Source organism: Rahnella sp. WP5, from assembly GCF_000745615.1.
Lineage (GTDB): Bacteria > Pseudomonadota > Gammaproteobacteria > Enterobacterales > Enterobacteriaceae > Rahnella > Rahnella aceris.
Window position 1 is genome coordinate 1 of sequence record NZ_JQJR01000009.1, and the last position, 25653, is coordinate 25653.

The window sequence follows — 25653 nt, forward strand, 5'->3', positions numbered from 1 at the left end:
TTTCCGACCCGGTCACTTCGTGATGTTGTTCACGTTGTTCCCTGTCGATGGAGCGGCATTATAGGGAGTTCTCAGCAGGCCGCAAGGGCTAATTTCACTTTTCTTACCAAGCGTTCATAAATCCACCAAATGAATAAGTAATACACAAGTAATGCATAAAAAACGGGCTCCGAATGACTCCGGAGCCCGTTATAAGGCCGCTACTTATCTATTTACTGTCTTGCGATGATGTGATCATCTTCCACATCGACAGTAATTGGTTTGCCTGGGATCAGCTTGCCAGACAAGATTTGCTGAGCCAGCGGGTTCTCAATCTCCTGCTGGATGGCACGTTTCAATGGACGCGCACCATAAACCGGGTCAAATCCTGTGTTACCCAGCAGTTCCAGCGCCGCATCGGTCAGCGTTGCCGTGTAGCCGTGTTCTTCTAAGCGTTTATACAAACGTGCCAGCTGGATCTTGGCGATATTCTTGATATGCCCATGACCCAGCGGATGGAACACAACCACTTCATCTATACGGTTGATGAATTCCGGACGGAAGCTGTGTGTGACCACTTCCATTACCGACGCTTTCATCTGCGCATAGCTGGCCTCACCGAAGTGCTGCTGAATAATGTCAGAGCCCAGGTTAGAGGTCATGATGACAACCGTGTTGCGGAAATCAACTGTTCTCCCCTGCCCGTCAGTTAAACGGCCGTCATCCAGCACCTGCAATAAGATGTTGAAGACATCCGGGTGCGCCTTCTCAACTTCATCTAACAAGATGACAGAGTAAGGACGACGACGAACCGCTTCGGTCAGGTAACCCCCTTCCTCATAACCGACATAACCCGGAGGCGCACCGACCAGACGTGAAACGGAGTGTTTTTCCATAAACTCTGACATATCGATGCGAACCATCGCGTCATCGCTGTTAAACAGGAATGTCGCCAGCGCTTTACACAGCTCTGTTTTACCCACACCGGTCGGACCGAGGAACAGGAATGACCCGATCGGACGGTTTGGATCTGACAATCCTGCGCGGCTACGACGAATGGCATTCGATACTGCTTCTACCGCCTCGTTCTGGCCAATCACGCGGTTATGAAGTTCTTCTTCCATACGCAGCAGTTTTTCACGTTCACTTTCAAGCATCCGGGCAACCGGAATACCGGTCCAGCGCGCCAGCACGTCGGCAATTTCCACATCTGTCACACGGTTGCGCAGCAGCTTCATGGTTTTACCGTCTGCCTGAGTTGCCGCTGCCAGCTGTTTTTCCAGTTCCGGGATTTTACCGTACTGCAATTCTGACATACGGCCCAGATCGCCAACGCGGCGAGCCTGTTCAAGCGTAATCTTTGCCTGCTCCAGCTCGGCTTTAATATTCTGCGTGCCGGTCAGGGATGCTTTCTCAGCTTTCCACTCTTCTTCCAGCTCAGAATATTCACGCTCTTTCTGGCTCAGTTCGGTTTCCAGCATTTCCAGACGTTTCACACTGGCATCATCAGACTCTTTTTTCAGCGCCTGCTGTTCCAGTTTGAGCTGGATAATACGGCGATCGAGACGGTCCAGAGACTCCGGTTTAGAGTCCATCTGCATACGAATGCTGGATGCCGCTTCATCTATAAGGTCGATTGCTTTATCCGGTAACTGACGATCCGAGATATAACGGTGCGACAATGTGGCTGCTGCAACGATAGCCGGGTCAGTAATCTGTACATGGTGATGCAGCTCATAGCGTTCTTTCAGACCACGCAAGATAGCGATGGTGTCTTCAACAGAAGGCTCGGCAACAAACACTTTCTGGAAACGACGCTCTAACGCCGCATCTTTCTCGATGAACTGACGATATTCATTTAATGTCGTCGCACCTACACAGTGAAGTTCACCACGCGCCAGAGCCGGTTTCAGCATATTGCCGGCATCCATTGCGCCATCGGCTTTACCCGCACCGACCATGGTATGCAATTCGTCGATAAACAGAATGACGTTGCCTTCCTGTTTAGCCAGATCACTCAGCACGCCTTTCAGACGTTCTTCAAATTCACCGCGATACTTGGCACCGGCAACCAATGCACCCATGTCTAATGAAAGCACACGTTTATTTTTCAGACCTTCCGGCACTTCACCATTAATGATGCGCTGTGCCAGTCCTTCCGCAATCGCGGTTTTACCGACACCTGGCTCACCAATCAGCACCGGGTTATTTTTGGTACGACGTTGCAGAACCTGAATAGTCCGGCGAATTTCTTCATCACGACCGATGACCGGATCCAGTTTGCCCTGCTCGGCACGTTCGGTCAGATCGATAGTGAATTTTTTTAATGCCTGACGCTGGTCTTCGGCATTCTGGTCATCCACTTTCTCACCCCCACGCATTTGATCGATAGCCGCTGTGATTTTCTCGGCCGTTGCACCGCTGGCTTTTAACAGATCCGTTAAAGAGCCGCGGTCTTTCATCACGGCCAGAACAAACAGTTCTGAAGAGATGAAAGTATCGGCACGTTGTTGTGCCAGCTTGTCACAAAGATTTAAAACACGTACCAGCTCATGGGATGGTTGAACATCACCGCCGGTACCTTCAACTTGCGGCAAACGCCCCAAAGCCTGATCAACGTCCGTGCGCAGTTTCTGGGTATCTATCCCAGCCGCCGTTAATAAAGGACGTACGGTTCCGCCTTCCTGAGTAAGCAAAGCACTCATCAGGTGAACAGGTTCGATAAATTGATTGTCGCGCCCGAGCGCGAGTGACTGGGCATCCGCGAGGGCAAGCTGGAATTTGCTGGTAAGACGATCCAGACGCATAACACCTCCAATACTGAACAAAATTGCTACTGGAGATTAGATGAGGTCAACCCTCACGTTTTCAAGGTTATCTTGGCAGTATATTCAGAGGACAGCTGTTATGCGTGATGGATCGTCTTGATTCGATAGGTTATATCAGCCAAATTAAACTTGCCAGCCGTCCGGTAATTCCGTCGCGCCGGTAAGAGTAAAATTTGTTGCTGTCTGTCACAGTGCAATATTCACCGCCGTAGAGGGCGGTGATACCCGCAGCTTGCAAGCGAAACCGTGCAAGCTGGTAAATGTCGGCCATGAATTTGGCACCTGCAGGTCTGAAAGCGACGGATACGGCAGAGTCAACAGCCATAAAGGCTTCGCGAACTTCGCCGCCAACTTCAAAATGCGCAGGACCAATTGTCGGTCCCATCCACGCCATGATTTCTGCGGGAGCCGCCTCAAAGCAGGCAACCGTATTTTCCAACACGCCTGCACACAAACCACGCCAGCCCGCATGCGCTGCAGCGACTTCATCGCCGTTTTTACTGCAAAACAGAACCGGTAAACAATCGGCTGTCATTGCTGCACAGACAACGCCTGGCTCGCGGGTATAGGCCGCATCGGCAATCTGTGTCGGAATAAGGGGGGTTTGCGCCGTCAAACGAACAACGTCGATCCCATGAACCTGCTCCAGCCAGTGTGGTGCAGCAGGAAGCCCGCCAAGTTCGATTATACGCTGACGGTTCAAGGCGACATGTTCAGGTAAATCTCCGACATGATCGCCAAGGTTAAGCGAACCGAAAGGAGGCAAACTGACACCTCCTTCGCGGGTTGTCGCACATGACCGCACCGATGCCGGTTGCGGCCACTGAGGCTGGATAAGCACGCTCATTACCAGTTCATCTGGTCCTTGAACTCTTCGGTATCCGCTTTAAGCGCATTGATCAGGTCAACCATATCCTGCGGAAGTGGCGCATGCCATTCCATCTGAATACCAGTGACCGGATGATAAAGACGCAGCATGGTAGCGTGAAGAGCCTGACGATCGAATCCGCGCAGCATATTAATGAACGGTTCTGAAGCACCTTTTGGCAGACGTGGACGGCCACCATACAGTTGATCGCCTAACAAAGGATGGTTAATGTGCGCCATATGCACGCGGATCTGGTGTGTACGACCGGACTCCAGACGCAAGCGCAGACGCGTATGAGCACGGAAATGCTCCATGATGCGATAGTGTGTCGTCGCCGGTTTGCCAGTCGGATGAACCGCCATATGCGTACGCTTGGTGGAATGGCGCGCAATCGGCTCATTCACTGTGCCGCCTGCCGTCATTGTACCAATCGCCACGGCTTCATATTCGCGGGTAATTTCGCGGGCCTGAAGTGCGGTCACCAGGTGCGTTTGTGCAGGCACCGACTTCGCCACCACCATCAGACCGGTGGTATCTTTATCCAGGCGATGCACGATGCCGCAGCGCGGTACATCAATAATTGCAGGATAATAATGCAGCAGCGCATTCAGTACCGTGCCATCAGGATTCCCGGCGCCCGGATGAACAACCAGATCACGGGGTTTATTGATGACTAAAATATCAGTATCTTCATACACGATATCTAAAGCGATATCTTGTGGCAGCCAACGCGCTTCTTCTTCAATTTGCGCATCGATTGCGATAGCCTCGCCACCCAACACTTTTTCTTTTGGTTTGGTCACTTTTTTGCCATTGACCGTGACCCTGTCTTCAAGGATCCAATCTTTTATGCGAGATCTTGAATAATCAGGGAACAATTCGGCCAAAGCCTGATCTAACCGTTGACCGAGTTGAGATTCGGCCACCGTTGCGGTGAGTTGTACTTGTTGTGCCATATGCAGCTTCTTGGTTAACGTTGGGTTTTCACGGCGATGCCGTTTAAAATAATGTGCTATTGTAGCTGGTCTTTGTCGGGAGCTTAACGGACAGTCTCCCAGAATAACACCTGAGGATAATCAAAACGTCATGACGCGTGTGAAATATCTGGTGGCAGCAGCCACGTTGAGCCTGGCGCTGGTCGGTTGCTCCAGTTCCAAAGAAACGGTTCCCGATAACCCGCCTAACGTCCTTTATGCCACTGCCCAGCAAAAGCTGCAGGACGGTAACTTTAAAGGCGCTATTGCGCAATTAGAAGCGCTGGATAACCGCTATCCGTTTGGGCCTTACTCGCAGCAAGTTCAGTTAGATCTGATTTATGCCTATTACAAGTCTGCTGACTTGCCTATGGCTCAGGCTTCTATTGATCGCTTTATGCGTCTGAACCCAACACATCCGAATATCGACTACGTCATGTATATGCGTGGTTTAACGGATATGGCGTTGGATGACAGTGCCCTGCAAGGATTTTTCGGTGTTGATCGTTCAGACCGTGATCCACAGCATGCACGTGCAGCATTCCGTGATTTCAGCCAGTTGATCCACACGTATCCAAACAGCCAGTACGCCACTGACGCGACTAAACGTTTGGTATTCCTGAAAGATCGTTTGGCGAAATACGAGCTGTCAGTGGTGCAATACTACACTAAACGCGGTGCTTACGTCGCTGTCGTTAACCGTGTAGAACAAATGCTGAAAGATTATCCGGATACGAAAGCAACGCATGATGCGCTGCCGTTGATGGAAAACGCCTACCGTGAACTGCAGCTGAACACTCAGGCTGATAAAGTCGCGAAAATTATTGCCGCCAACAGCGCAGCATAATTTTACATGTCCGTGGACAAACGGTAGCTCAGGCTGCCGTTTTTTTTGGCTCTTTTTAGGGGATAATTGCAGAAACACAGGAAAGAATAACGTACTGATCCTATCAATCATGCCTGCTCCTGAATGAAGTCTCAAGGCCTTTCCGGCCATTAATTACCCTGAGTCACATAAACTTCAACATTGACAAAAAGTGACAAAAAACCGCGAGTTTAGGGACGCATTTCGTAAAAAAGGCTGGTATGTTGGATTCATCGGAGACGGAAAGAAGAGAGGTAAGTTATATGACAGTCAACATTACCAGTAAACAAATGGACATCACCCCCGCGATTCGTGAACACATCGAAGGGCGTCTGAAAAAACTGGATAAATGGCAAACTCAGCTCATTAACCCACACATAATCCTGTCGAAAGAACCTCAGGGATTTGTCGCCGATGCGACCATCAGTACACCAAACGGAAAACTGGTTGCCAGTGCTACGCACGATGATATGTACGCTGCGATTAACGAAATGACGACCAAACTCGAGCGCCAGCTCAATAAAGCGCAGCATAAAGGTGAGGCCCGCCGTGCAGAGTCCGGCGTCAAAGAACTCAATCTGGAACCGGTGCAGGAAGAAGAGGAATAACCGGGTTATCCGGCATGTCAGTAACAACGCGCTCTGAGGGGCGCGTTTTTTGTGTCTGAAGGAATCTTATTGACACAGGGAAAACCCAGCGGTTACTTTAAGACTCTGATCAAACTTATGGAAACAACGTATACATGAATACCCGTCTGTTTTTCTTCGCATTCTTTTTTACCTTCCCCTGATTGGGAGGCGTTTCGTCGCGAAAGAATGAATGCGAAGACGAACAACAAAGCCTCCTGAAAAGGGGGCTTTTTTTATGCCTGCGTTTCACACATTTTGCTGAAAGAAAGAACATCTAAAAGGGTAATAACATGACCGAGAACTCATTACTGGCTCTGCGCGAACGCATCAGCGCATTAGACCTGAAATTGCTGGCCCTGCTGGCAGAACGACGTACGATGGCGATTGAGGTCGCGCAATCCAAAATGCACTCTCACCGCCCTATCCGCGATAAAGAACGCGAAGCAGAACTGATTAACACACTGATTCAGGAAGGGAAAAAACAGGGGCTGGACGGCCATTACATCACCCGCGTTTATCAGCTAATCATTGAAGATTCCGTTCTCACACAGCAGGCACTCCTGCAGCAACATCTGAATAAAACCTCTTCTGATTCAGCCCGCATCGCTTTCCTCGGTCCGAAAGGTTCATATTCACATCTCGCTGCCCGTCAGTTTGCCGCACGTCATTTCGACCAGTTCATCGAATGTGGCTGCCAGAAATTCCAGGATATCTTTTCTCAGGTTGAAACCGGCCAGGCTGATTACGCGGTATTGCCGATTGAAAATACCAGTTCCGGCTCAATCAATGACGTTTATGACCTGCTGCAACACACCAGTTTGTCAATTGTGGGCGAGCTGACAAACCCTATCGATCATTGCGTTCTGGTGGCGGCAGACACGGATTTGTCGCAGATTCAGACGGTTTACAGCCATCCGCAACCCTTCCAGCAATGCAGCCAGTTCATTAACCGCTTCCCTCACTGGAAAATTGAATACTGCGAAAGCACTGCGGCGGCGATGGAAAAAGTGGCGGCAGCCAACTCTCCGCACGTGGCTGCGCTGGGCAGCGAAGCCGGTGGTGCATTGTACAAATTGCAGGTGCTCGAACACAACCTGGCGAACCAGCAGGAAAACATCACCCGCTTCATTATTCTGGCGCGCAAAGCCATTGAAGTGACAGACCAGGTTCCGGCTAAAACCACGCTGATTATGGCCACTGGCCAGCAAGCGGGGGCGCTGGTGAACGCGCTTCTGGTGCTGCGTGATCAGGGCATCATCATGACCAAGCTGGAATCACGTCCGATCAACGGTAATCCGTGGGAAGAGATGTTTTATATCGATGTGCAGGCAAACCTGCGTTCAGAAGAGATGAAAAAGGCGCTGAAGGATCTGGCTCCAATCACACGCTCGCTGAAAGTTCTCGGCTGTTATCCAAGCGAAAACGTCGTTTCCGTCGACCTGTAATTTTCCACAAACAAAAAGGGCGCTGCATACAACTGCAACGCCCTTCTTTTCATTTACAGACAGCATTTCCGAAAAGCTTACTTGCGGTTGTCGTTGGCCTGACGGAGTAACGCACCACTTTCTTTCAGGAAACGCGGTGCATAATCACCGAACCAGTGCTCAACCTGCCTGAACTTATCGATAAACGCCTGTTTATCACCCGTTTCCAGCAGAGCAAGTGCATCGCCAAAACGCTGATAGTAACGTTTGATCAGCGCCAGATTACTTTCTGACGACATAATAATATCAGCGTAAAGCTGTGGATCCTGTGCAAACAAGCGACCAACCATCGCCAGTTCGAGGCGATAGATCGGTGAAGACAGAGCCAGCAACTGTTCGATTTCAACGTTTTCTTCTGATAAATGCATGCCATAAGCAAACGTTGCAAAGTGGCGTAACGCCTGAATGAACGCCATGTTCTGGTCGTGCTCGACCGCACTGATTTTATGCAGGCGAGCACCCCAGACCTGTAACTGCTCCAGCAACCACTGATAGGCCTGAGGTTCACGACCATCGCAGTACACCACAACCTGTTTTGCCAGGCTGCTGACATCCGGCCCAAACATAGGATGCAAGCCAAGCACCGGACCTTCATGCACCGCCAGCATCGCCTGCAGCGGACGATTTTTCACTGACGCCAGATCCACCAGAATACAGTCATCCGGCAGTTTTGGCAGACGTGCGATCACTTCTTCAGTCAGATGGATCGGTACGCTGACAATCACCATTCCGGCATCCGCCAGTAATGTTTCTGCCTGCGGCCAGTCCTCCTGCTCCAGCACTTTTACCTGATAACCGGAAAGTTCAAGCAAACGAGTGAACAAGCGCCCCATCTGCCCGTTTCCGCCAATAATTACCACCGGGCGCAATGCCGGATGCAATGTTTTGAAGCCTTTATCGTTTTCGCTTGAGTAGGACTCACGCATCACGCGGCGCAATACATCTTCAATCAGATCGGGCGGAACACCGAGGTTCTGCGCTTCCTGACGGCGTGAAGCCAGCATTGCCGCTTCCCGTTCAGGGACATAAATCGGCAAACCATAACGACTTTTGACTTCCCCGACTTCTGCCACCAGCGCAAGACGCCGTGATAAGAGATCTAACAACGCTTTATCAACGTCGTCGATCTGATCGCGCAACGCGTTAAGTTCTGCCACCATAAAAACTTACTCTCCTGCGATTCGTGCCGCCAGCGCGTCGCCCAGTTCCTGATGCATCGTGCGCAGCAGGTTTTCCGTGGTTTCCCAGTTAATGCAGGCATCCGTAACAGACACACCGTATTTCATTTCTGAACGCGGTTGTTCAGAAGACTGGCTGCCTTCGTTCAGATGACTTTCCAGCATCAGCCCCGTGATAGAGCGGTTACCGGCTTTAATCTGATCGATGACAGACTGAGCCACGACAGGCTGGCGACGATAGTCTTTGTTTGAGTTACCGTGACTGCAATCTATCATCAAGGAAGGACGGAGTCCCGCATCGGCCATCTGTTTTTCACAGGCCTGAACGTCCTGCTCGCTGTAGTTTGGCATTTTGCCGCCGCGCAAAATCACATGCCCGTCCGGGTTGCCCTGAGTCTGCAACAGGCAAACCTGACCAGCCTGATTGATCCCCACAAAGCGGTGCGCCATTTCTGCAGCACGCATCGCATTGATCGCCGTACCCAGGCTGCCGTCAGTCCCGTTCTTGAAGCCCACAGGCATTGACAGACCAGACGCCATTTCGCGGTGAGTCTGAGATTCGGTCGTACGCGCACCGATTGCTGACCAGCTGAACAGATCACCTAAGTATTGCGGACTGTTGGGATCCAGCGCTTCTGTTGCCAGCGGTAACCCCATGCCGACCAGTTGCAGCAGCAAATCACGGGCAATGTGCAGACCCGCCTCCACATCAAACGTGCCGTCCATGTGCGGATCGTTAATTAACCCTTTCCAGCCGACAGTGGTCCGCGGTTTTTCAAAGTAAACACGCATCACGATGTACAAACGATCGCTGAGTTCGGCCGCCAGTGTTTTCAGGTGACGCGCGTAATCCAGCGCCGCATCCACGTCATGAATTGAACAAGGGCCACACACCACCAGAAGACGAGGATCACGACCATGGACGATATCCGCGATGGTTTTACGTGCTTCGGAAATACTGTTTTCGTCGCTAACGCTTAAAGGAAAACGGTTTTTCAGCTCTTCAGGAGTGATAAGGATTTGTTCAGCAGTGATATGAACATTATTCAGGGCGTCTTTTTGCATGATCGTGTTCCGTTATAAGGAAAATGGGCTGCCACGGCGGCATCTGCGGACAACATTAACACAGCACGTAAACTTAGCAAGCCTTAGTTGTAAACTTAACATTACCATTTCACCATTGATATGCGAGCAATGGAAAGTTAACTTTACATAAAAAGCGAATCAGACGAAAAGGATGTACCGTAAATATTACACACGGTTTGTCAGCGGTGAAAAAGGAATTTCAGGGGAGGGAAGGAGAACAACGTCAGAAATGCCCTCAGCAACAGGGAGCTGCTGAGGAGACGAAATTTACAGATTACGATCCAGGGTAATAAATACCTGCCCTAAAGCAGTCACTTCATCCACGCCACACTCGAAATGGCTTTCCTGACGCGTCACGCTCAGACGGTTACCAGGAATACGGGCCACATCATAAACGTCCAGATCACCATCAATGTCCAACAGCCAGCGACCATTGCCGGGATGTGTGCTGCCCAGATCGATAATCCATGAATGATTGCCTTTCACGATATACGCAGGCTGCGCCAGCGAATCGTCCAGCAGCGAAGGGTCAACCGTCCAGAGGCCTTCCTCCTCAAGCTCCCCGCCGCGCAATCTCAATTTTTTAAGCTGGCGGATTTCACCTGACGCCACGGCAGCCGAAGAGCTTGCATCCTGCATCACGCCTTTGCCCGTTGCCAGCCAGCGCAACGAGACGCCGGTATCCAGTGCACAGGCCACGACCACATCACCGGGGAAATAATCTCTTCTTACCCAGGTACTTATCGTGCCAGATGATAATCCATACAGATCCCCCAGTTCCTTCTGCATGCTAAAGCCGTAAGCCTGAAGCATACGCGTCAGAACAGCTTTTCCACCTTCAAGTTCATCTAATTGCATCTGGCGAAAACCCCTGAATCTGTAAATATCATCTTGACAACTCGCAAATGCAAGTTTAGATTGATTATGTAATGTACCGACAGACGACCATGATACCAAATTTACGGCGTCGTGGAGAAATAAGGAGACGCGATGTTTTTAGGAACAGAGCAGCAGCGCCAGACCGGCCTGCGCCATATCGCTCATCTGAAAGAAACTTATTTCGTTCAGAGTAAGAATCAGGTTGAGGTTATTTATGATCAGGCTCCTGAAAAATGGAAACTCACATTATGTTTTCACGCCGGTCTTAAACGCCATCATACCTTACTGACATATTCACAATTAAATAATGAGGAAAAAATGAAAATAATGCAGGCATTATTATCACTTCGCCACTTCACGGCGATATTTAAAGGAGAACTTTACTGATGGCAGACTGGATAGATGAATCGCAGGAGTATCAGTTAAAAATCCTCGAAGCGCAGATTACGCAGGCAACCCGTACCCGGCCTTCACTGTCGGCCTTCTTCTGCGTGGATTGTGATTCTCCGATTGCGGAGCCACGCAGGAAAATCATCCCCGGTGTACAGCGATGTATTGAATGTCAGGAAATTGAGGAGATTAAAAGAAAGAATTACCGCCCCGTATAAAAAGTCTAATTAATATTATTTAAATTAATCATCACGCTGGAAATAATATTATTTCCGGAGAGGTTTTTCTATTTTATTTTTCGGAATAAATGTATGTCAGAGAATATCAGAGGCAGAACAATCCCTTCGCCCCCACCTGCATTTAACCGGACATCAGGGCAATATTTTGCGGGTACCTGGTGGTGGAATGCCCCCCGCGCAGCGCTCAGCAGCCCGCTGGAAAAACCACTGACCCGTGACTTTTGTCAGCGCCAGCAAACGGCCCTTTCTCAGCTGGCAGCACTGCCCCGTTGCGTGCGCACGCCGTTATATCAGCGGTATACATTTTTACTGGAAACTAAAGGAGTGCGCGTGGCGTTTCATTTCCTGATGACAGTTTTCACGCAACGCGTATGGCCGCGTATTAAGCTGGTAAATGCGCGAAACACACTGAATCGTCAAATCTCGCAAAAGCTACTCACTGAAGAAGAAATGTTTAACCGCTTGCCCGATCTTAATGATGACGGTCTGAGAAGGCTGGCCAACAAACTTGCCGTGCAAATGCAGGATGCCTATGAATATCACTGTGAATGCTGGCTGAAAAACCGTCCTGACGAACCCGGCATTTTGTTGCGCGACAGCACACAGCAGGAAATTTACGGGCATGTCGCCGCGATGGCACGTTCCTGCCGCGTACAACCTCTTTACTGGCAGAAATGGCAAAAAGGCCATATGACAACGCATTCGGCTGTCGCCAGCATTTCACGTCTGGTCAGCGGCGAATGGTGGGAAAAACAGCTGCGTTCAAAACAGCGTTTGTGGCGGGAATCCCTGATGATTGCCTGCGGTTATGTCAGCCGCGCGACATCGCCTTATGCCAGTAAAAACGCCATCCGTGACGTAGTATCACGCCGCTTATCCGCCATCAACTACCTGAAACAGTGCCAGCTCGAAAATGTTGAATCCGGTGAAACGCTGAGTTTGCTGGATACCGTATTGGCCAGCATTTCCAATCCCAAACTTCGTCGTATGGAACTGATGACACTGATCGCCGGTGTCGAAGATGTTGCTGACCAGCAGCGGGACTGCGGCCTGTTTATCACGCTGACCACGCCGTCAAAATACCATCCGCTAAAAACGACTGGCACCGGTTCATCACCCGTTTTTAACCAGAAATGGGATCAGCACGCGTTTACCCCCAAAGATGCGCAGCGTTATCTGGTGGCTGTCTGGGCAAAAATCCGTACCACTTTTAAAGACCGGAACCTGAAAGTTTACGGCGTGCGCGTCGTCGAACCGCATCATGACGGCACGCCGCACTGGCACATGATGTTGTTCACACCGCAGCATCAGCAGCAAAAAGTGACAGAGGTTATGCGCCGTTATGCTCTTGAAGAAGATTCGGATGAACCGGGTGCCGCTGAGTCACGTTTCAATTGCAAGCCGCTAAACCGGGGTGGCGCAGCCGGCTATATCGCGAAATACGTCGCCAAGAATATCGATGGATACGCGCTCGATGGCGAAACCGATTTTGACTCAGGACGCTTGCTGACAGATATCGCCACTGCGGTCACCTCCTGGGCCTCGACGTGGCGGATCCCACAATTCCACGCCATCGGTACCCCCTCGGTCGGCGCCTGGCGCGAATGCAGGCGGATCCGCTACCAGAATCTGACCAGCCGTTTTGACGCACGGGTTGAAAACGTGCGCAGCGCTGCCGATGAAGGTGATTTCGCCCGTTATATTCAGGCACAAGGTGGTATTCACATTCCCCGCAAAGCGCAAACGGTTCGCGTTGCCCGTCAACTCAGCGAGGAGAAAAATGCCTACGACGAGCCCCGCAATAAAGTCATCGGCATTTATGCCCCTCATCTGGGCATCTCTCATATTTTTCTGACACACACTACACAGTGGCGGATTGTCCGTCACCGGCCTTCTTATACGGAAATATCGAAGATTCGTATACCTTGGAGTTCTGTCAATAACTGTGGATCGCCTCCCGCCGGACAAAGTCAGTCATTGATACAAAAACCGCGCCAATAAAAATTCATACATAAATTCAATGGATTATAAATTTTAAAATACTCTGGCTGTTGACGTATCAGATCAATTAAAGAATACTGTATATAAACACAGTATCTGGCGAGGGGAGAAAATGGAAAACCTGACTAAACAACAGTTAACGTTGTCCAGGATACAATTGATCGCAGACATTTCGCAGACGGCGCAATGCAATCCAAAAGAATTTCTGGTCGTGATGTCACTGATCTCAGAGCTGGCCAGCCAGGCGCTGACTGACGAGAACCAGGACGTTGTGTATTGCAACGGGAGCACTGACGACACCCACTGATTGCCAGATCCTGCGGCGGTAGTAGCCAACATTACTGGCGCTTGCCCGACCGGTTTCCCTCCGGACTAAGCGCCCCGCCCTTTCCCCCTCTTCGCTGTCTGCTTACCTGTTGTGCCAGCCGTTTCACATCCCACTCAGATTGCCGCCCGGCGTGCTATTGCGCAGACTGAACTCACCTCCTGACGATTTCACTCACTTGTGGAGAAAGTTCATGAAAGTCTATGCAGAACAGGGCGATACCCTCGATTCTCTTTGCTGGCGCTATTACAACCGCACGGCACTCGTCGTCGAAAAAGTGTATGCCGCCAATATTGGCATCGCGGATTTAGGCCCGTTATTACCTCACGGCACAGCCGTCTTTATGCCCGACATTGCAGAACAACCGGTTCAGGAAACGATCAAATTATGGGACTGAATACGGAGCGCATCAGTTCAGGCTGCGCCTATTTCATCGCCACTTCGCTGACCTGGCTCGCCAGTCTGACATCGCAGGACGTCGCCTTTCTGGTCGGCTCAGCAGTTGGCGTCGGCACGTTTTTGATCAACTGGTACTACCGGCGCAAAAGCTATCAGTTGCTGGCACGTAAAGGCCTGAGCAAAGACGACTATGAAAACCTCAACTCTTAAACGCTGTAGTGCCGCCGTGGTCCTGGGGCTGATAGCAGCACTGCCAGGCTACAGCTCTTTGCAGGTGTCAGAAGAGGGTCTGCGGTTGATCACCGATTTTGAAGGCTGTCAGCTGCAACCCTATCAATGCAGCGCTGGCGTATGGACCAGCGGCATCGGTCATACGGCCGGCGTTAAACCGGCACAGGAAGTCACCGAACATCAGGCCGCTGAAAACCTGCTGGGGGATATTCAGCAGACAGAGCGCGCCGTAAAAAAATGTATGCCGGTGATCATGCCGCAACCGGTTTTTGATGCCGTGGTGTCCTTCAGTTTTAACGTCGGCACCGGTGCCGCCTGTAAATCAACACTGGCGTTTTTCATCAACCAGCAGCAGTGGCAACAAGCCTGCGACCAGTTGCCGCGCTGGGTTTTCGTTAATGGTGAACGCAACCGGGGTCTGGAACGCAGGCGAAATGCCGAACGTACTCTCTGCCTGAAAGGAGTCTGAATGCGTCTGTTAACAGCACTTCTGGCGGGGATGGTTTTACTGGTCGCCATCCTGTTGCTTTCCAATCGCTCATTACAGCACGACCTCAACAATGCCAGTCAGCAACGCGATGCCCTGATTACACAGTTACAACAACGCGAGCAGTTGATCGCCACACTGAACCAGCAAATGCGCCAGCGCGAGCAAGCTGAACTGGCGTTACGCGAAGACCTGAACACCGCCCGGCAAGTGATGCAAAGCCGTGAGCAACAAAGGCAGAGGAGCCTCCATGATGATCCGCAAACCCGTCAGTGGGCTGACAGCAGTCTGCCTGCTGATATCAGCCGGTTGCACCAGCGTCCCGCCTTCAGCTCCGCCAGCGATTATTTACGTTGGCTGTCCGGCGGTCAGCTCATGCCCTATTCCGGCCAGCAAACCGGCCACCAATGAAGATCTGAGTACCGACATTCTTCAGCTGGAGTCCGCGCTGATGGATTGCGGCTTACAAATCGAAGCCATCAAAAAGTGTCAGGAGGCACAACATGCAAAAACCGATTCAGTTGCAACAACGGCTGACTGAACAAATCCCTCAGCTTACTGCCGCACCGGAAAAACTGGCCCTGACTACCGGCGCCGGCAACGTGGTGGCCACGTCGGCACCGTCGCTGTCTTTTGAATATCGCTATCCGCTGACAGTGACGATTACGGATGAAGCGATCAGCGAAACGCTGGTCGATCTGGCCGTGGTCACCGTTCTCGACTGGCTGCAGGTTAATCAGCCTGAAATTCTCGGCAACGCCTTGCATCGGCTAAATGATTTTACCTTCACTCAGCAGGAACGAAGCCTCGTTCTGGTGCTGCAACTGACAGAGCGCGTCCAGGTAAGTGACAAGGATGAGGTGCGCACCATCACTCATCTCCCGGAACCGCCACTGCCAGAAAATGTGGCGCTGCCGCGTCAGGTTTATCTCAACGGCGAACTGATCAGCAGCTGGACGGTGTAACCCGATAAACTTTGTTGTGTCAGCCGCTGGCGAACGGTCACCGGTTGTCGCTCAACCCTCTGAAACGGCATCCTTTATCCCATGAATACGACTCTTCAACTCAACGACATAATGCGGCTGATTGGCAATCTGGTACGCATCGGCAAAGTCTCCGAACTGGATCTTGCCAACGCCCGCTGCCGCGTCAAAACGGGCAGCAACGTGACAGCCTGGCTGCCGTGGATGACGCATCGCGCCGGACGTACGCGCAGCTGGTGGGCGCCCTCCGTCGGTGAACAGGTTTTGCTGCTCTCGATGGGCGGCGAGCTTAATACGGCATTCGTGTTACCGGCAGTATTCTCTGATGCTTCGCCCGCCCCATCTGCCTCGCCGGACGCCTTTCATCTGGCCTTCCCGGACGGCGCAGTTTTTGAATACGAACCGGCACAAAGCGCTCTGAAAGTGACGGGAATTAAAACCGCCGTGATTAACGCAGCGCAAAAGGTTGAGGTGACCGCACCCGAAATCCGCTGTACCGCCAGCACCCGCATCACGCTCGACACGCCGGAAGTAGTTTGCACCAGCAAACTGACCACCAGATCTCTCGAAGTGAAACAAGGCGGCACGCTGACCGGCAACTTAACCCACAGCGGCGGCAGCCTGACATCCAACGGCATCGTTGTGCACACTCACCGCCACAGCGGTGTTCAGACCGGCGGCGGTCAGACAGGAGGCCCGCAATGAGCAATCCCAAGTACCTGGGGATGAACAGAAACAGCGGTATGGCTATCGAAGATCTCGACCATATCCGCCAGTCCGTGAGCGACATTTTGAATACACCGGTCGGTTCCAGAGTGATGCGCCGCAATTACGGTTCGTTACTTTCTGAGTTGATCGACCAGCCGCAAAACGGCGCACTACAACTGCAGATGATGGCAATTTGCTACACCGCATTGTTGCAGTGGGAACCCCGCATTTCACTGAATGCCATCACTTTCGAGACCGATTACACCGGCAAGATGGTGGTGGAACTGACCGGAAGCCGTAACGACACGGCAACGGATTTTTCCCTGAATATTCCTGTGAGCTGACACTTATGGCAACGATCGATTTGAGCCAGTTACCGCCCCCTGATGTGGTCGAAGAACTGGATTATGAAAGCCTGCTTGAAGAACGTAAAACGACGCTGATTTCGCTTTACCCGGCAGACCAACAAGAAGCTGTCAGCCGGACACTGACGCTGGAATCCGAACCGCTGGTCAAGCTGTTGCAGGAGAATGCCTACCGCGAACTGATCCTGCGCCAGCGGGTGAACGAATCCGCCCGCGCCGTGATGGTGGCGTATGCGACGGGAAGCGATCTGGATCAGCTGGCGGCGAATTTTAATGTTCAGCGCCTGGTTTTACAGCCAGCGGATAACACCACCATCCCGCCAACGGCTGCCATTCTGGAAGCCGATAGTGATTTACGTCTGCGCATCCCTCAGGCGTTCGAAGGGTTGAGCGTGGCCGGCCCGACCGGCGCTTACGAATATCATGCGCGCTCGGCAGACGGGCGCATTGCGGATGCATCGGCAATCAGCCCGTCGCCCGCTGAAGTGACCGTCACTATTTTGTCACGTGATAACGACGGCGTTGCCTCCAGTGATTTGCTCATTGCCGTGGAGAAAGCCCTGAACGATGAAGATGTCCGACCGGTTGCCGATCGCGTCACAGTACAGGCAGCTGAGATTGTGCCTTATCAGATTGATGCCGTGCTGTATGTCTTGCCCACACCTGAAATTGAGCCTGTTCGCGCGGCCTCTGAAGCGCAGTTAAAAACGTATATCAATACGCAAAGTCGGCTAGGCCGTGATATCCGGCTTTCTGCAATTTATGCCGCTTTGCACGTTGAGGGCGTTCAGCGGGTCGAACTGTCATCACCGCTAGCAGACATCGTGCTTGATAAAACTCAGGCGTCACTTTGTACCGGTTACTCACTGACAGTGGGAGGCTCGGATGAGTGATCGCCTGTTACCCTCGGGTTCTACTCAGCTTGAAGTTGCGGCCGCACAGGCGCTGTCGCAAATCGGTAATCTCAGCGTTCCTCTGCATGAACTCTGGGATCCTGATACCTGCCCGCTGGAGTTGCTGCCTTATCTTGCCTGGGCATTTTCGGTCGATCGCTGGGATGAAAACTGGACCGAACCGGCGAAACGCTCTGCCGTTCTCGCCGCCTGGTTCGTTCATAAACACAAAGGCACCATCGGCGCATTGCGACGGGTCGTTGAACCGCTGGGATATTTAATTCGCGTCACCGAATGGTGGCAGACCCACGATGTTCCGGGCACTTTTCGCCTTGATGTCGGCGTACTTGAAACGGGCATTACGGAAGAAATGTACCAGGAACTCGAACGCCTGATCACCGATGCCAAACCCTGTAGCCGTCATCTGATCGGGCTCTCCATCAATCTGGACGTCACCGGTGATTTTTATATCGCCGCAGCGACTTACGACGGCGAAGAACTGACGGTTTATCCCTATTTCCCTGAAACCATTACTGCATCCGGCTCTGTCTATACCGGTTCAGCCATTCATTTAATCGACAACCTGAGAGTTAATTATGACAGCTAAATATTATGCGTTGCTGACCAATCTGGGTGCAGCGAAACTGGCCAATGCTACCGCGCTGGGTACACAACTAAGTCTGACGCAAATGGCTGTCGGTGATGGCGGCGGTATTTTGCCAACACCCGACCCGGCTCAAACTCAGTTAATTGGTGAGAAACGCCGGGCGGCGCTCAATTCACTGAGTGTTGATCCGGCAAATACTAATCAGATTATCGCCGAACAAATTATCCCTGAGGATCAGGGCGGATTCTGGATCCGAGAAATTGGCTTATTTGATCAGGACAATACGCTGATTGCTATCGCCAACTGCCCTGAAACCTATAAACCCCTGTTACAGGAAGGCAGCGGCCGCACTCAAACCGTACGTATGATTTTAGTGGTAAACAGCACTGACGCGATAACGCTGAAAATTGATCCGTCTGTGGTACTGGCAACACGCAAATATGTCGATGATAAAGTCATTGAGGTTAAGGCCTATGCAGACAGTCTTATGGCTGCTCACCTGGCGGCAGCTTCGCCTCATCCACAATATGAAATACCTGTTGGTATCCCCCTTCCCTGGCCGACAGCAACACCGCCAGCCGGTTGGTTAAAATGTAATGGCGCGGCATTTGATAAGGCAAAGTATCCAAAACTAGCCGCTGTTTACCCACTGGGCTTGTTGCCTGATTTACGAGGCGAATTTATTCGTGGCTGGGACGATGGAAGGGGAGTTGATGCGGGACGAACAATATTGAGCAATCAAGGTGATGCGATACGAAATATTACAGGTATGGTTAGTGGTACAACAGGCGTGTCATTTGACAGTTTCAGTGGTGCTTTTTATGATTCTGGTGCCAAAGACGCAAATGAACCTACAACTGCCACTAAAGTTAATCGCAACGACGATTTCTATTTTGACGCATCCCGAGTTGTCCCAACTGCTAATGAAAACCGTCCACGCAGCATTGCGTTCAATTACATAGTTCGTGCAGCCTAAACTTTTTCTTACCTTCAGATTCTGAAAGTAAAAATATCAATTAATGTCATGTTTTTAAGGAGATAAAATAACTTATCTCCTTTTTTATTCCCCCTCTGTTGTGCCACCGCCCCCACGCCCCTGATCAAATGCGCTTTCTGTTGCGAACCGGCATCCTTGCTTCACCACCCACAACAGAGAGAGTCACCCTGATGGCTGATTATCATCACGGCGTGCGTATTGTCGAAATCAACGACGGCACCCGCGTTATTTCCACCGTTTCCACAGCAATTATCGGCATGGTTTGTACCGCAGAAGATGCGGATGCGACTGTTTTCCCTTTGAATACCCCGGTTCTGATCACTGACGTTCTGGCCGCCAGCGGTAAAGCAGGCACCAGCGGCACGTTGCGCTCAGCGCTTCTGGCGATTGCTGACCAGTGTAAACCGGTCACGGTCGTGGTGCGTGTTGCCACGGGCGAAGATGAGGCTGAGACCACCAGTAATATCATCGGCGGTTCTGATGCCAATGGCCGTTATACCGGCATGAAAGCGCTGCTTTCTGCTCAGGCTGAGCTTGGCGTTAAACCACGCATTCTCGGCGTTCCTGGTCTGGATAATCAGGCAGTCGCAACCGCGCTGGCAGGTGTTTGCCAGCAACTGCGTGCCTTTGGTTATGTCGGCGTCTATGGCGCAAAAACGATTCCCGATGCGATTAAATACCGCGAAAACTTCAGTCAGCGCGAACTGATGCTGATCTGGCCGGACTTTGTTAACTGGAATACCGCCACCAGCCAGTCGGATATCGCTTATGCCACCGCTCGCGCTCTGGGTTTACGCGCCAAAATTGACCAGGACACTGGCTGGCATAAAACCCTGTCAAACGTCGGCGTGAACGGGGTGACCGGCCTTTCAGCCAGCGTCTTCTGGGATTTGCAGGCGACCGGCACTGATGCCGATTTGCTGAACGAAGCCTGTGTGACAACACTGGTGCGCAAAGACGGTTTCCGTTTCTGGGGCAACCGGACCTGCAGCGATGACACACTGTTCCTGTTCGAAAACTACACCCGTACAGCGCAGGTTCTGGCCGATACAATGGCCGAAGCGCACATGTGGGCGGTCGATAAACCAATGACCCCGACACTGGTGCGCGACATGATTGACGGCATCAAAGCCAAAATGCGCGAAATGAAATCAGCGGGTTACATCATTGACGGCGACTGCTGGTATGACGAAACCGCGAACACCGCTGAAACTCTGAAGGCCGGTAAGTTGTATATCGATTACGACTACACTCCGGTTCCTCCACTGGAAGATCTGACCCTGCGCCAGCGTATCACCGACTCTTACCTGGTGAACTTTGCCGCGTCCGTAAACAGCTAAGGAGACAAAAACTCATGGCACTTCCTAAGAAATTGAAATACCTGAACCTGTTTAATGACGGGAATAGCTACCTCGGTCTGGTCTCCTCACTGACGCTGCCGAAACTCACCCGTAAACTGCAAAACTATCGTGGCGGCGGCATGAGCGGTTCGGTCGCGGTGGACTTCGGGTTGGATGACGACGCGCTGACGCTGGAATGGTCCATCGGCGGTCTGGATGAGCTGGTTCTGCAACAATGGGGCAGCACATCAGACATTCCGCTGCGGTTTGCCGGTTCATTGCAACGGGACGACACCGGTGATGTCTCCGCAGTCGAAGTGATGATGCGTGGCCGTCACAAAGAGTTTGATTTCGGCGAGTACAAACAGGGTGAAGACACTGAAACCAAAGTCACCACCCAGTGTACGTATTTCAAACTGACCATCGACGGCAAAGAACTGATTGAGATCGACACCGTCAATATGGTGGAAGTCGTCAACGGCGTTGACCGTCTGGCGGAACACCGCACCGCGCTCGGCTTGTAATCCCTTCCCTGAGCCGGCAGCTTTTGCCGGCTTGATTTCCGATTTAAGCAGGAAAACGTATGAATCTCACTGATATCAACGACAACACCGTGATTTTGGATGTTCCGCTAAAACGCGGTGAAATGGAAATCACTGAAGTTCAGGTGACTAAACCCACAGCCGGTAGCCTGCGGGGTATCGGCCTCGCGGCGCTGGCGAACGCCGATGTGGACGCGCTGATCACTATTTTGCCGCGCATCACGTATCCGAATCTGACCAAAGAAGAATGCTCACGCCTGGAGCTTCCCGATCTGATCGCGCTGGCAGGTAAGGTGATAGGTTTTTTATCGCCGAAACCGGTGGCGTAAGTATTGCGCCCCGCCTCACCGTGGATGACCTGATGGCAGATATCGCGGTGATATTTCACTGGCCGCCGTCCGAGATGGACGGTATGTCACTCACCGATCTGCTGAACTGGCGACATAAGGCACTGCAACGCAGCGGAGTAAAAACAGATGAGTAATCTCGAACAGTTACCTCACACGCTGGAAAAAATAAATCAGGATCTGGCCGCCTTCAGGGCCGAAACCGACAAGGTCAGAGAAAACCTGCTGATGCTGCCCGGGAAGACATTATTCAGCGTCGTCTCAGAAGACATCACTGATGCTTCCCTTCAGTTTGAAAAGTCGCTTTTCGCCCCGGACAGCAAAACCGAAACGCAGGCATTTTCCGGCCTGAAAAAGGCGGTGGCCAGCCAGTCGGCAGAAAAGTTGCGGCAGCAACGCCCGATGCAAATGGAACAGAAAGGGCTGGAGATCGCGCAACAGTTTAAAAATCGCGAACTGAAAATTGGCCAGTTAAAAAATATCAGCTCATCAGCCCTTTCCTTTGCACAACCGAAACTGGCGCTGGCGCAAACTTTTCTCAAACCGGGTGCAGATCTGGAGGCCGGGCTGGCTGAAGTGCAGTCGGTCCTCGGACTGAAAAATGACGATCCGCACGTTGCCGCTCTGCGTCAGCAAAGTCTTTCGATGGCGGCTTCCGGCCATTCGCCGGCGGAGGTTGTCGCCAGACAGCAGGCATTAGCGAAAGGCGGAATGAATGCCGATCAGGTTCTGGAACAAACACCGGCGGCACTGAATGGCGCAACGCCTGCTGCGCAGATGGCGGTGACCGTGAAAGGCGACAATCTGGATGGCGATATCACTAAGCTATTTGCCACCTGGGACACTATCCGTATCAATCTTTTTGACGGACAAAGTGCCGCCCTGCGTGAACTGACGCAAACGGCTACCAGCTGGCTGGGCACGATCAATACCTGGATCACCGATAATCCCATGCTGGTGAATTCCCTGCTCGGTCTGGCATTAGGCATCACGGGCATTGTCGGCGGTATGGGTGCGCTCGGCATGGTCATCGCGCCAGTACTCAGCGGCATCAGTATGCTGATGGCGGGAGCCGGTTTACTTGGGACTATTTTTACCGGTACCGGTGGCATGATTGCCGCAGCGTTCACGGCCATCGGGCTGCCACTTCTGCCCGTCATCGCACTGATTGCCGGGATCGGTATCGCCGTAGTGAAACTTTGGGAACCGATCAGTGCCTTTGTCGGCGGAGTGATTGACGGATTTACTGCGGCAATGGGGCCAATAAGTGGCGCGTTTACACCGTTCAGAACCGCGCTGGGATGGATTACGGATTTGTTTGAGCCAATCCACTTCACTCAGGACACCCTGAGCGGCTTCACTGATATCGGCAAAGAGGTCGGAGAAGCGATCGCAGAGATTTTCGTCACGCTGAATAAAGCCGTCTCTCAAATCGGCGAAGTCTTTAGCTGGGCGAAAAAAGGATGGGACTCCATTTTTGGTGACAGTGAACCCGCTGAACGCCCGGATATCTCAACACCGCCATTAGATGGCATCTCCCCAACCGGCGGTGCGCTGAACCTGTATCAGCCAGCTAAAAGCAGCGTGGCCAACAACCTGACGGATAACCGGGCAACGACGGTAAATTTAAGTTTCACAGCTACCCCGGAGACGGATCATAGCCAGGTCAGAGCCTGGATCGAGGATTCCATTAACCAGCGGGAATGGAACAATACCAACAATCTCCTCAGCCAGTACAACAACGGAGGGATTTACTCATGATGATGTCACTGGGTTTATTTGTGTTTAAGTTGAGCACGCTGCCCTATCAGAATACGAACCGTCAGGTGAACTATGGCTGGGGGGCGAACGCGCGTTTCGGACAGCGTCCGGTCTCGCAGTTTCTCGGGCTGGGTGAGGAAACGATAAAAATCACCGGGCAATTATTGCCTGAAATGACCGGCGGCATGCGCTATTTGCAGGCACTGCAGAGCATGGCCGATTCAGGGCGGGCATGGCCGCTCATTGAAGGCAGTGGCACGATTTACGGCATGTTCGTTATCAAAAGTATAGCCAATGACAATGCCGAGTTTACTTCCAGCGGCCAGGCGCGAAGCATCAATTTCACGCTCAATCTGACGCGCGTCGATGAATCGCAGGCCGCCATGTTCGGCGATCTGCTGACTCAGGCCGAGGGCTTATATAACAAGGCCAGTTCGGCACTCAACAATTTCGCCAGCGGAGTCTGATCATGCTTACTGATCTTCAGTTACCCGTGGGGGCTCGCATCGCACCCGCATTCACGCTGACGATAAAAAATAAGGTGCTGGAAGAAAATATCTCTGCTCGGATCATCAGTTTATCTGTCACGGATAACAGCGGTTTTACCGCAGACACCTTGAATTTAACCTTCGATGACAGCGACGGGCAATTGCAAATGCCCGTTCGCGGCACCGTTTTACATCTGCATCTGGGGTGGTCGAAACAGGCGCTCTATGACTGCGGCTATTTCACGGTCGATACAGTCACTCATTCCGGCTCTCCGGACAAAATAGGAGTGGTTGCCCGCAGCGCAGATTTCCGCGGTTCCTTTGATAACAAAATCAGCCAGTCTTACGATGATTACACGCTCGGCGCGATTGTCAGAATCATTTCAAGCCGGAATAAATTAGATCTGCCAGTAATCCCGCAGGAACTTGATAGCGTTAAGATCCCGCATATTGACCAGACCAGCGAAACGGACGGCTACTTTCTCACCCGGCTGGCACAACGCTATGGTGCGCAGGTAACGGTTAAAAACGGCGCAATTTTATTTTTTAAAGCAGGCACCGGTCGAACCTCTTCCGGACAAGCAATCCCCTGGAAAACCATTGTCCGCAGCGACGGCGATAACCACAACTATCAGATGATCGATAAGAAAGCATACGATGGTGTGAAGGCGCAGTGGCATGATCTCAAAACGGCGACCACCAGCAATGTTGCTCTCAAGCGTTCGCCCGCAGAAGGCAAAGAAACCCAGCCTGCCAGTTACATCGCGGGATCCGGGACCAATGTTCTTGAACTGGGCAAAATATTTCCTGACGAAGAGACTGCTAAGCGGGCTGCGGATTCAGTGTTCAATCAGATTCAGAATGATGCCGCAACATTCAGCATACGGCTGGCCCTGGGACGTGCTGATTTGAGTGCGCAATCTCCGGTCAATGTGCAAGGGTTTAAAGACGTGATCGACAGTCAGCGCTGGGTGATTGATTCCGCTCTGCATGAGATTAATGAGAAAGGTTTTACTACCAAATTGATTCTGAAACTTTATATTGCAGATATCACTTATCAGTCATCAATTTTGCAATTATAACTTGCTTTTGCAAGTTATGAGTTCATAATTACCTCATCGCTTACCTGTTATGCCGGAGGTTTTTATGATGCATTGTCCACTTTGCGGAAAAGTAGCCCATACACGTTCGAGCCGCTATCTGAGTGAATCGACCAAGGAACGCTATCATCAGTGCCAGAATATCAAATGCAGTTGTACTTTTGCGACGCATGAATCGGTCGCCCGGGTTATCTCAAAACCGGGTAGCCAACCTGCCTCTGCGTAGCCATTTTGTAGTCACTGATGGAAAAAAAAAGGGGTTAGCCGATGGCTAACCCCTTGTTCTATATTAACTAGTAGATGTCGCGTTAGCGATACCTTAGTTAAGACGCTCTTTAATACGAGCAGACTTACCAGTACGCTCACGCAGGTAGTACAGTTTAGCTTTACGAACGGCGCCACGACGTTTAACAGTAATGCTGTCGATTACCGGGGAGTGAGTCTGGAATACACGCTCAACACCTTCGCCGTTAGAAATTTTGCGAACAGTGAATGCAGAGTGCAGACCGCGGTTACGAATAGCGATAACCACGCCCTCGAATGCCTGCAGACGCTTTTTAGAACCTTCAACGACCCATACCTTAATTTCCAGAGAATCACCTGGACGGAATGCAGGTACGTCTTGCTTCATCTGCTCTTGTTCGATTTGTTTAATGATATTGCTCATAATATGTCTCTTA

General features: G+C 51.6%; 34 protein-coding genes and 1 other annotated feature. Of the genes, 27 read left to right on the forward strand and 7 right to left on the reverse strand.

Going from position 1 to position 25653, the window contains the following annotated elements:
• Positions 1-212 precede the first annotated feature (212 nt).
• The 3 genes from clpB to rluD form a co-directional block, all read right to left on the reverse strand.
• Positions 213-2786, reverse strand: a complete 2574-nt coding sequence (clpB, locus tag EX31_RS07560) for an ATP-dependent chaperone ClpB (protein ID WP_037034117.1) — start codon at positions 2784-2786, stop codon at positions 213-215.
• Between the two features lie 130 nt (positions 2787-2916).
• Positions 2917-3654 (reverse strand): purine nucleoside phosphorylase YfiH, encoded by a 738-nt coding sequence (yfiH, locus tag EX31_RS07565; protein WP_037034118.1) that lies wholly within the window; start codon positions 3652-3654, stop codon positions 2917-2919.
• Positions 3654-4631 carry a 23S rRNA pseudouridine(1911/1915/1917) synthase RluD gene (gene rluD / locus EX31_RS07570; RefSeq protein ID WP_037034119.1) on the reverse strand — a complete coding sequence of 326 codons (978 nt, stop codon included), beginning with the start codon at positions 4629-4631 and terminating at the stop codon, positions 3654-3656. The genes yfiH and rluD overlap by 1 nt, the downstream gene beginning before the upstream one ends.
• Positions 4632-4761: 130 nt before the next feature.
• On the opposite strand from rluD, the gene bamD reads away from it, so the two are divergent.
• The 4 genes from bamD (at position 4762) to pheA (ending at position 7588) form a co-directional block, all read left to right on the forward strand.
• Entirely contained in the window at positions 4762-5496 is a 735-nt protein-coding gene (gene bamD / locus EX31_RS07575; protein WP_013574066.1) for an outer membrane protein assembly factor BamD, read from the forward strand.
• A gap of 281 nt (positions 5497-5777) precedes the next feature.
• On the forward strand, positions 5778-6122 hold the full coding sequence (gene raiA / locus EX31_RS07580) for a ribosome-associated translation inhibitor RaiA (protein ID WP_013574065.1): 345 nt from the start codon (positions 5778-5780) through the stop codon (positions 6120-6122).
• Between the two features lie 133 nt (positions 6123-6255).
• Positions 6256-6380, forward strand: a sequence feature (Phe leader region).
• Positions 6257-6304 (forward strand): hypothetical protein, encoded by a 48-nt coding sequence (locus EX31_RS26545; RefSeq protein ID WP_369794779.1) that lies wholly within the window; start codon positions 6257-6259, stop codon positions 6302-6304. Its footprint overlaps the feature before it by 48 nt.
• Positions 6381-6433: 53 nt before the next feature.
• Entirely contained in the window at positions 6434-7588 is a 1155-nt protein-coding gene (pheA, locus tag EX31_RS07585) for a bifunctional chorismate mutase/prephenate dehydratase (RefSeq protein ID WP_013574064.1), read from the forward strand.
• Positions 7589-7665: 77 nt separating this feature from the next.
• Here the strand turns inward: pheA and tyrA are convergent, their stop codons facing one another.
• From tyrA to EX31_RS07600, 3 genes are all read right to left on the reverse strand, one after another.
• Positions 7666-8787: a bifunctional chorismate mutase/prephenate dehydrogenase gene (gene tyrA, locus EX31_RS07590; RefSeq protein WP_013574063.1), complete on the reverse strand. Its 1122-nt coding sequence runs from the start codon at positions 8785-8787 to the stop codon at positions 7666-7668.
• Positions 8788-8793: 6 nt separating this feature from the next.
• Complete coding sequence (locus tag EX31_RS07595; protein ID WP_037034120.1) at positions 8794-9870, reverse strand: 3-deoxy-7-phosphoheptulonate synthase; 1077 nt, start codon at positions 9868-9870, stop codon at positions 8794-8796.
• Between the two features lie 288 nt (positions 9871-10158).
• A complete protein-coding gene (locus EX31_RS07600) occupies positions 10159-10749 on the reverse strand; it encodes a helix-turn-helix domain-containing protein (protein WP_037034121.1) in 591 nt (196 codons plus the stop codon).
• Between the two features lie 132 nt (positions 10750-10881).
• Here EX31_RS07600 and EX31_RS07605 point away from each other — a divergent pair, with 132 nt between their 5' ends.
• The 23 genes from EX31_RS07605 (at position 10882) to EX31_RS25245 (ending at position 25199) form a co-directional block, all read left to right on the forward strand.
• Positions 10882-11157 (forward strand): DUF5347 family protein, encoded by a 276-nt coding sequence (locus tag EX31_RS07605; protein WP_037034122.1) that lies wholly within the window; start codon positions 10882-10884, stop codon positions 11155-11157.
• Entirely contained in the window at positions 11157-11378 is a 222-nt protein-coding gene (locus EX31_RS07610; RefSeq protein ID WP_037034123.1) for a TraR/DksA C4-type zinc finger protein, read from the forward strand. The genes EX31_RS07605 and EX31_RS07610 overlap by 1 nt, the downstream gene beginning before the upstream one ends.
• 93 nt (positions 11379-11471) lie before the next feature.
• Positions 11472-13400: a replication endonuclease gene (locus EX31_RS07615; RefSeq protein WP_037034124.1), complete on the forward strand. Its 1929-nt coding sequence runs from the start codon at positions 11472-11474 to the stop codon at positions 13398-13400.
• Between the two features lie 112 nt (positions 13401-13512).
• Positions 13513-13707 carry a hypothetical protein gene (locus EX31_RS07620; RefSeq protein ID WP_013574057.1) on the forward strand — a complete coding sequence of 65 codons (195 nt, stop codon included), beginning with the start codon at positions 13513-13515 and terminating at the stop codon, positions 13705-13707.
• Positions 13708-13918: 211 nt separating this feature from the next.
• The gene (locus EX31_RS07625) at positions 13919-14122 is read left to right on the forward strand and encodes a tail protein X (RefSeq protein WP_013574056.1); all 204 of its coding nucleotides are present in this window, start codon (positions 13919-13921) and stop codon (positions 14120-14122) included.
• Positions 14113-14334 carry an HP1 family phage holin gene (locus tag EX31_RS07630; protein WP_013574055.1) on the forward strand — a complete coding sequence of 74 codons (222 nt, stop codon included), beginning with the start codon at positions 14113-14115 and terminating at the stop codon, positions 14332-14334. Before EX31_RS07625 ends, EX31_RS07630 begins: the two co-directional genes overlap by 10 nt.
• On the forward strand, positions 14315-14824 hold the full coding sequence (locus EX31_RS07635) for a lysozyme (protein WP_037034125.1): 510 nt from the start codon (positions 14315-14317) through the stop codon (positions 14822-14824). Before EX31_RS07630 ends, EX31_RS07635 begins: the two co-directional genes overlap by 20 nt.
• Positions 14825-15253 (forward strand): Rz-like lysis system protein LysB, encoded by a 429-nt coding sequence (lysB, locus tag EX31_RS07640; protein ID WP_037034126.1) that lies wholly within the window; start codon positions 14825-14827, stop codon positions 15251-15253. It begins immediately after the preceding gene.
• Complete coding sequence (lysC, locus tag EX31_RS26305) at positions 15141-15383, forward strand: Rz1-like lysis system protein LysC (protein WP_231576040.1); 243 nt, start codon at positions 15141-15143, stop codon at positions 15381-15383. The genes lysB and lysC overlap by 113 nt, the downstream gene beginning before the upstream one ends.
• The gene (locus EX31_RS07645) at positions 15346-15807 is read left to right on the forward strand and encodes a phage tail protein (protein WP_037034128.1); all 462 of its coding nucleotides are present in this window, start codon (positions 15346-15348) and stop codon (positions 15805-15807) included. The genes lysC and EX31_RS07645 overlap by 38 nt, the downstream gene beginning before the upstream one ends.
• An 81-nt stretch (positions 15808-15888) precedes the next feature.
• The gene (locus tag EX31_RS07650) at positions 15889-16530 is read left to right on the forward strand and encodes a phage baseplate assembly protein V (protein ID WP_037034130.1); all 642 of its coding nucleotides are present in this window, start codon (positions 15889-15891) and stop codon (positions 16528-16530) included.
• Complete coding sequence (locus EX31_RS07655; protein ID WP_013574050.1) at positions 16527-16877, forward strand: GPW/gp25 family protein; 351 nt, start codon at positions 16527-16529, stop codon at positions 16875-16877. The genes EX31_RS07650 and EX31_RS07655 overlap by 4 nt, the downstream gene beginning before the upstream one ends.
• Positions 16878-16882: 5 nt before the next feature.
• A complete protein-coding gene (locus EX31_RS07660) occupies positions 16883-17791 on the forward strand; it encodes a baseplate assembly protein (RefSeq protein ID WP_037034132.1) in 909 nt (302 codons plus the stop codon).
• A complete protein-coding gene (locus tag EX31_RS07665; RefSeq protein ID WP_037034133.1) occupies positions 17784-18398 on the forward strand; it encodes a phage tail protein I in 615 nt (204 codons plus the stop codon). Before EX31_RS07660 ends, EX31_RS07665 begins: the two co-directional genes overlap by 8 nt.
• The gene (locus EX31_RS07670) at positions 18388-19374 is read left to right on the forward strand and encodes a phage tail-collar fiber domain-containing protein (protein ID WP_037034135.1); all 987 of its coding nucleotides are present in this window, start codon (positions 18388-18390) and stop codon (positions 19372-19374) included. The genes EX31_RS07665 and EX31_RS07670 overlap by 11 nt, the downstream gene beginning before the upstream one ends.
• 191 nt (positions 19375-19565) lie before the next feature.
• Positions 19566-20735, forward strand: a complete 1170-nt coding sequence (locus tag EX31_RS07675) for a phage tail sheath protein (RefSeq protein ID WP_037034136.1) — start codon at positions 19566-19568, stop codon at positions 20733-20735.
• Between the two features lie 14 nt (positions 20736-20749).
• Positions 20750-21259, forward strand: coding sequence for a phage major tail tube protein (locus EX31_RS07680; RefSeq protein WP_013574045.1), 510 nt, complete (start codon positions 20750-20752; stop codon positions 21257-21259).
• A gap of 59 nt (positions 21260-21318) precedes the next feature.
• Positions 21319-21606, forward strand: a complete 288-nt coding sequence (locus tag EX31_RS07685) for a phage tail assembly protein (protein WP_013574044.1) — start codon at positions 21319-21321, stop codon at positions 21604-21606.
• Between the two features lie 20 nt (positions 21607-21626).
• Positions 21627-21761 (forward strand): GpE family phage tail protein, encoded by a 135-nt coding sequence (locus tag EX31_RS07690; protein WP_013574043.1) that lies wholly within the window; start codon positions 21627-21629, stop codon positions 21759-21761.
• Positions 21754-23385 (forward strand): phage tail tape measure protein, encoded by a 1632-nt coding sequence (locus EX31_RS07695; protein ID WP_037034138.1) that lies wholly within the window; start codon positions 21754-21756, stop codon positions 23383-23385. Before EX31_RS07690 ends, EX31_RS07695 begins: the two co-directional genes overlap by 8 nt.
• The gene (locus EX31_RS07700) at positions 23382-23852 is read left to right on the forward strand and encodes a phage tail protein (protein ID WP_015689398.1); all 471 of its coding nucleotides are present in this window, start codon (positions 23382-23384) and stop codon (positions 23850-23852) included. Before EX31_RS07695 ends, EX31_RS07700 begins: the two co-directional genes overlap by 4 nt.
• Positions 23853-23854: 2 nt before the next feature.
• The gene (locus EX31_RS07705; protein WP_037034139.1) at positions 23855-24955 is read left to right on the forward strand and encodes a contractile injection system protein, VgrG/Pvc8 family; all 1101 of its coding nucleotides are present in this window, start codon (positions 23855-23857) and stop codon (positions 24953-24955) included.
• Positions 24956-25019: 64 nt separating this feature from the next.
• A complete protein-coding gene (locus EX31_RS25245; RefSeq protein ID WP_072012267.1) occupies positions 25020-25199 on the forward strand; it encodes an ogr/Delta-like zinc finger family protein in 180 nt (59 codons plus the stop codon).
• Positions 25200-25292: 93 nt separating this feature from the next.
• Here EX31_RS25245 and rplS read toward each other — a convergent pair whose 3' ends face one another.
• Positions 25293-25640, reverse strand: coding sequence for a 50S ribosomal protein L19 (gene rplS / locus EX31_RS07710; RefSeq protein ID WP_013574038.1), 348 nt, complete (start codon positions 25638-25640; stop codon positions 25293-25295).
• Between the last annotated feature and the right edge of the window lie 13 nt (positions 25641-25653).

What these genes read in the sequence shown, in the direction of transcription:
- clpB (WP_037034117.1), bottom strand. Translation starts at nt 2,786, where the DNA reads ATGCGTCTGGATCGTCTTACCAGCAAATTCCAGCTTGCCCTCGCGGAT.
- yfiH (WP_037034118.1), bottom strand. Translation starts at nt 3,654, where the DNA reads ATGAGCGTGCTTATCCAGCCTCAGTGGCCGCAACCGGCATCGGTGCGG.
- rluD (WP_037034119.1), bottom strand. Translation starts at nt 4,631, where the DNA reads ATGGCACAACAAGTACAACTCACCGCAACGGTGGCCGAATCTCAACTC.
- bamD (WP_013574066.1), top strand. Translation starts at nt 4,762, where the DNA reads ATGACGCGTGTGAAATATCTGGTGGCAGCAGCCACGTTGAGCCTGGCG.
- raiA (WP_013574065.1), top strand. Translation starts at nt 5,778, where the DNA reads ATGACAGTCAACATTACCAGTAAACAAATGGACATCACCCCCGCGATT.
- pheA (WP_013574064.1), top strand. Translation starts at nt 6,434, where the DNA reads ATGACCGAGAACTCATTACTGGCTCTGCGCGAACGCATCAGCGCATTA.
- tyrA (WP_013574063.1), bottom strand. Translation starts at nt 8,787, where the DNA reads ATGGTGGCAGAACTTAACGCGTTGCGCGATCAGATCGACGACGTTGAT.
- EX31_RS07595 (WP_037034120.1), bottom strand. Translation starts at nt 9,870, where the DNA reads ATGCAAAAAGACGCCCTGAATAATGTTCATATCACTGCTGAACAAATC.
- EX31_RS07600 (WP_037034121.1), bottom strand. Translation starts at nt 10,749, where the DNA reads ATGCAATTAGATGAACTTGAAGGTGGAAAAGCTGTTCTGACGCGTATG.
- EX31_RS07605 (WP_037034122.1), top strand. Translation starts at nt 10,882, where the DNA reads ATGTTTTTAGGAACAGAGCAGCAGCGCCAGACCGGCCTGCGCCATATC.
- EX31_RS07610 (WP_037034123.1), top strand. Translation starts at nt 11,157, where the DNA reads ATGGCAGACTGGATAGATGAATCGCAGGAGTATCAGTTAAAAATCCTC.
- EX31_RS07615 (WP_037034124.1), top strand. Translation starts at nt 11,472, where the DNA reads ATGTCAGAGAATATCAGAGGCAGAACAATCCCTTCGCCCCCACCTGCA.
- EX31_RS07620 (WP_013574057.1), top strand. Translation starts at nt 13,513, where the DNA reads ATGGAAAACCTGACTAAACAACAGTTAACGTTGTCCAGGATACAATTG.
- EX31_RS07625 (WP_013574056.1), top strand. Translation starts at nt 13,919, where the DNA reads ATGAAAGTCTATGCAGAACAGGGCGATACCCTCGATTCTCTTTGCTGG.
- EX31_RS07630 (WP_013574055.1), top strand. Translation starts at nt 14,113, where the DNA reads ATGGGACTGAATACGGAGCGCATCAGTTCAGGCTGCGCCTATTTCATC.
- EX31_RS07635 (WP_037034125.1), top strand. Translation starts at nt 14,315, where the DNA reads ATGAAAACCTCAACTCTTAAACGCTGTAGTGCCGCCGTGGTCCTGGGG.
- lysB (WP_037034126.1), top strand. Translation starts at nt 14,825, where the DNA reads ATGCGTCTGTTAACAGCACTTCTGGCGGGGATGGTTTTACTGGTCGCC.
- EX31_RS07645 (WP_037034128.1), top strand. Translation starts at nt 15,346, where the DNA reads ATGCAAAAACCGATTCAGTTGCAACAACGGCTGACTGAACAAATCCCT.
- EX31_RS07650 (WP_037034130.1), top strand. Translation starts at nt 15,889, where the DNA reads ATGAATACGACTCTTCAACTCAACGACATAATGCGGCTGATTGGCAAT.
- EX31_RS07655 (WP_013574050.1), top strand. Translation starts at nt 16,527, where the DNA reads ATGAGCAATCCCAAGTACCTGGGGATGAACAGAAACAGCGGTATGGCT.
- EX31_RS07660 (WP_037034132.1), top strand. Translation starts at nt 16,883, where the DNA reads ATGGCAACGATCGATTTGAGCCAGTTACCGCCCCCTGATGTGGTCGAA.
- EX31_RS07665 (WP_037034133.1), top strand. Translation starts at nt 17,784, where the DNA reads ATGAGTGATCGCCTGTTACCCTCGGGTTCTACTCAGCTTGAAGTTGCG.
- EX31_RS07670 (WP_037034135.1), top strand. Translation starts at nt 18,388, where the DNA reads ATGACAGCTAAATATTATGCGTTGCTGACCAATCTGGGTGCAGCGAAA.
- EX31_RS07675 (WP_037034136.1), top strand. Translation starts at nt 19,566, where the DNA reads ATGGCTGATTATCATCACGGCGTGCGTATTGTCGAAATCAACGACGGC.
- EX31_RS07680 (WP_013574045.1), top strand. Translation starts at nt 20,750, where the DNA reads ATGGCACTTCCTAAGAAATTGAAATACCTGAACCTGTTTAATGACGGG.
- EX31_RS07685 (WP_013574044.1), top strand. Translation starts at nt 21,319, where the DNA reads ATGAATCTCACTGATATCAACGACAACACCGTGATTTTGGATGTTCCG.
- EX31_RS07695 (WP_037034138.1), top strand. Translation starts at nt 21,754, where the DNA reads ATGAGTAATCTCGAACAGTTACCTCACACGCTGGAAAAAATAAATCAG.
- EX31_RS07700 (WP_015689398.1), top strand. Translation starts at nt 23,382, where the DNA reads ATGATGATGTCACTGGGTTTATTTGTGTTTAAGTTGAGCACGCTGCCC.
- EX31_RS07705 (WP_037034139.1), top strand. Translation starts at nt 23,855, where the DNA reads ATGCTTACTGATCTTCAGTTACCCGTGGGGGCTCGCATCGCACCCGCA.
- EX31_RS25245 (WP_072012267.1), top strand. Translation starts at nt 25,020, where the DNA reads ATGATGCATTGTCCACTTTGCGGAAAAGTAGCCCATACACGTTCGAGC.
- rplS (WP_013574038.1), bottom strand. Translation starts at nt 25,640, where the DNA reads ATGAGCAATATCATTAAACAAATCGAACAAGAGCAGATGAAGCAAGAC.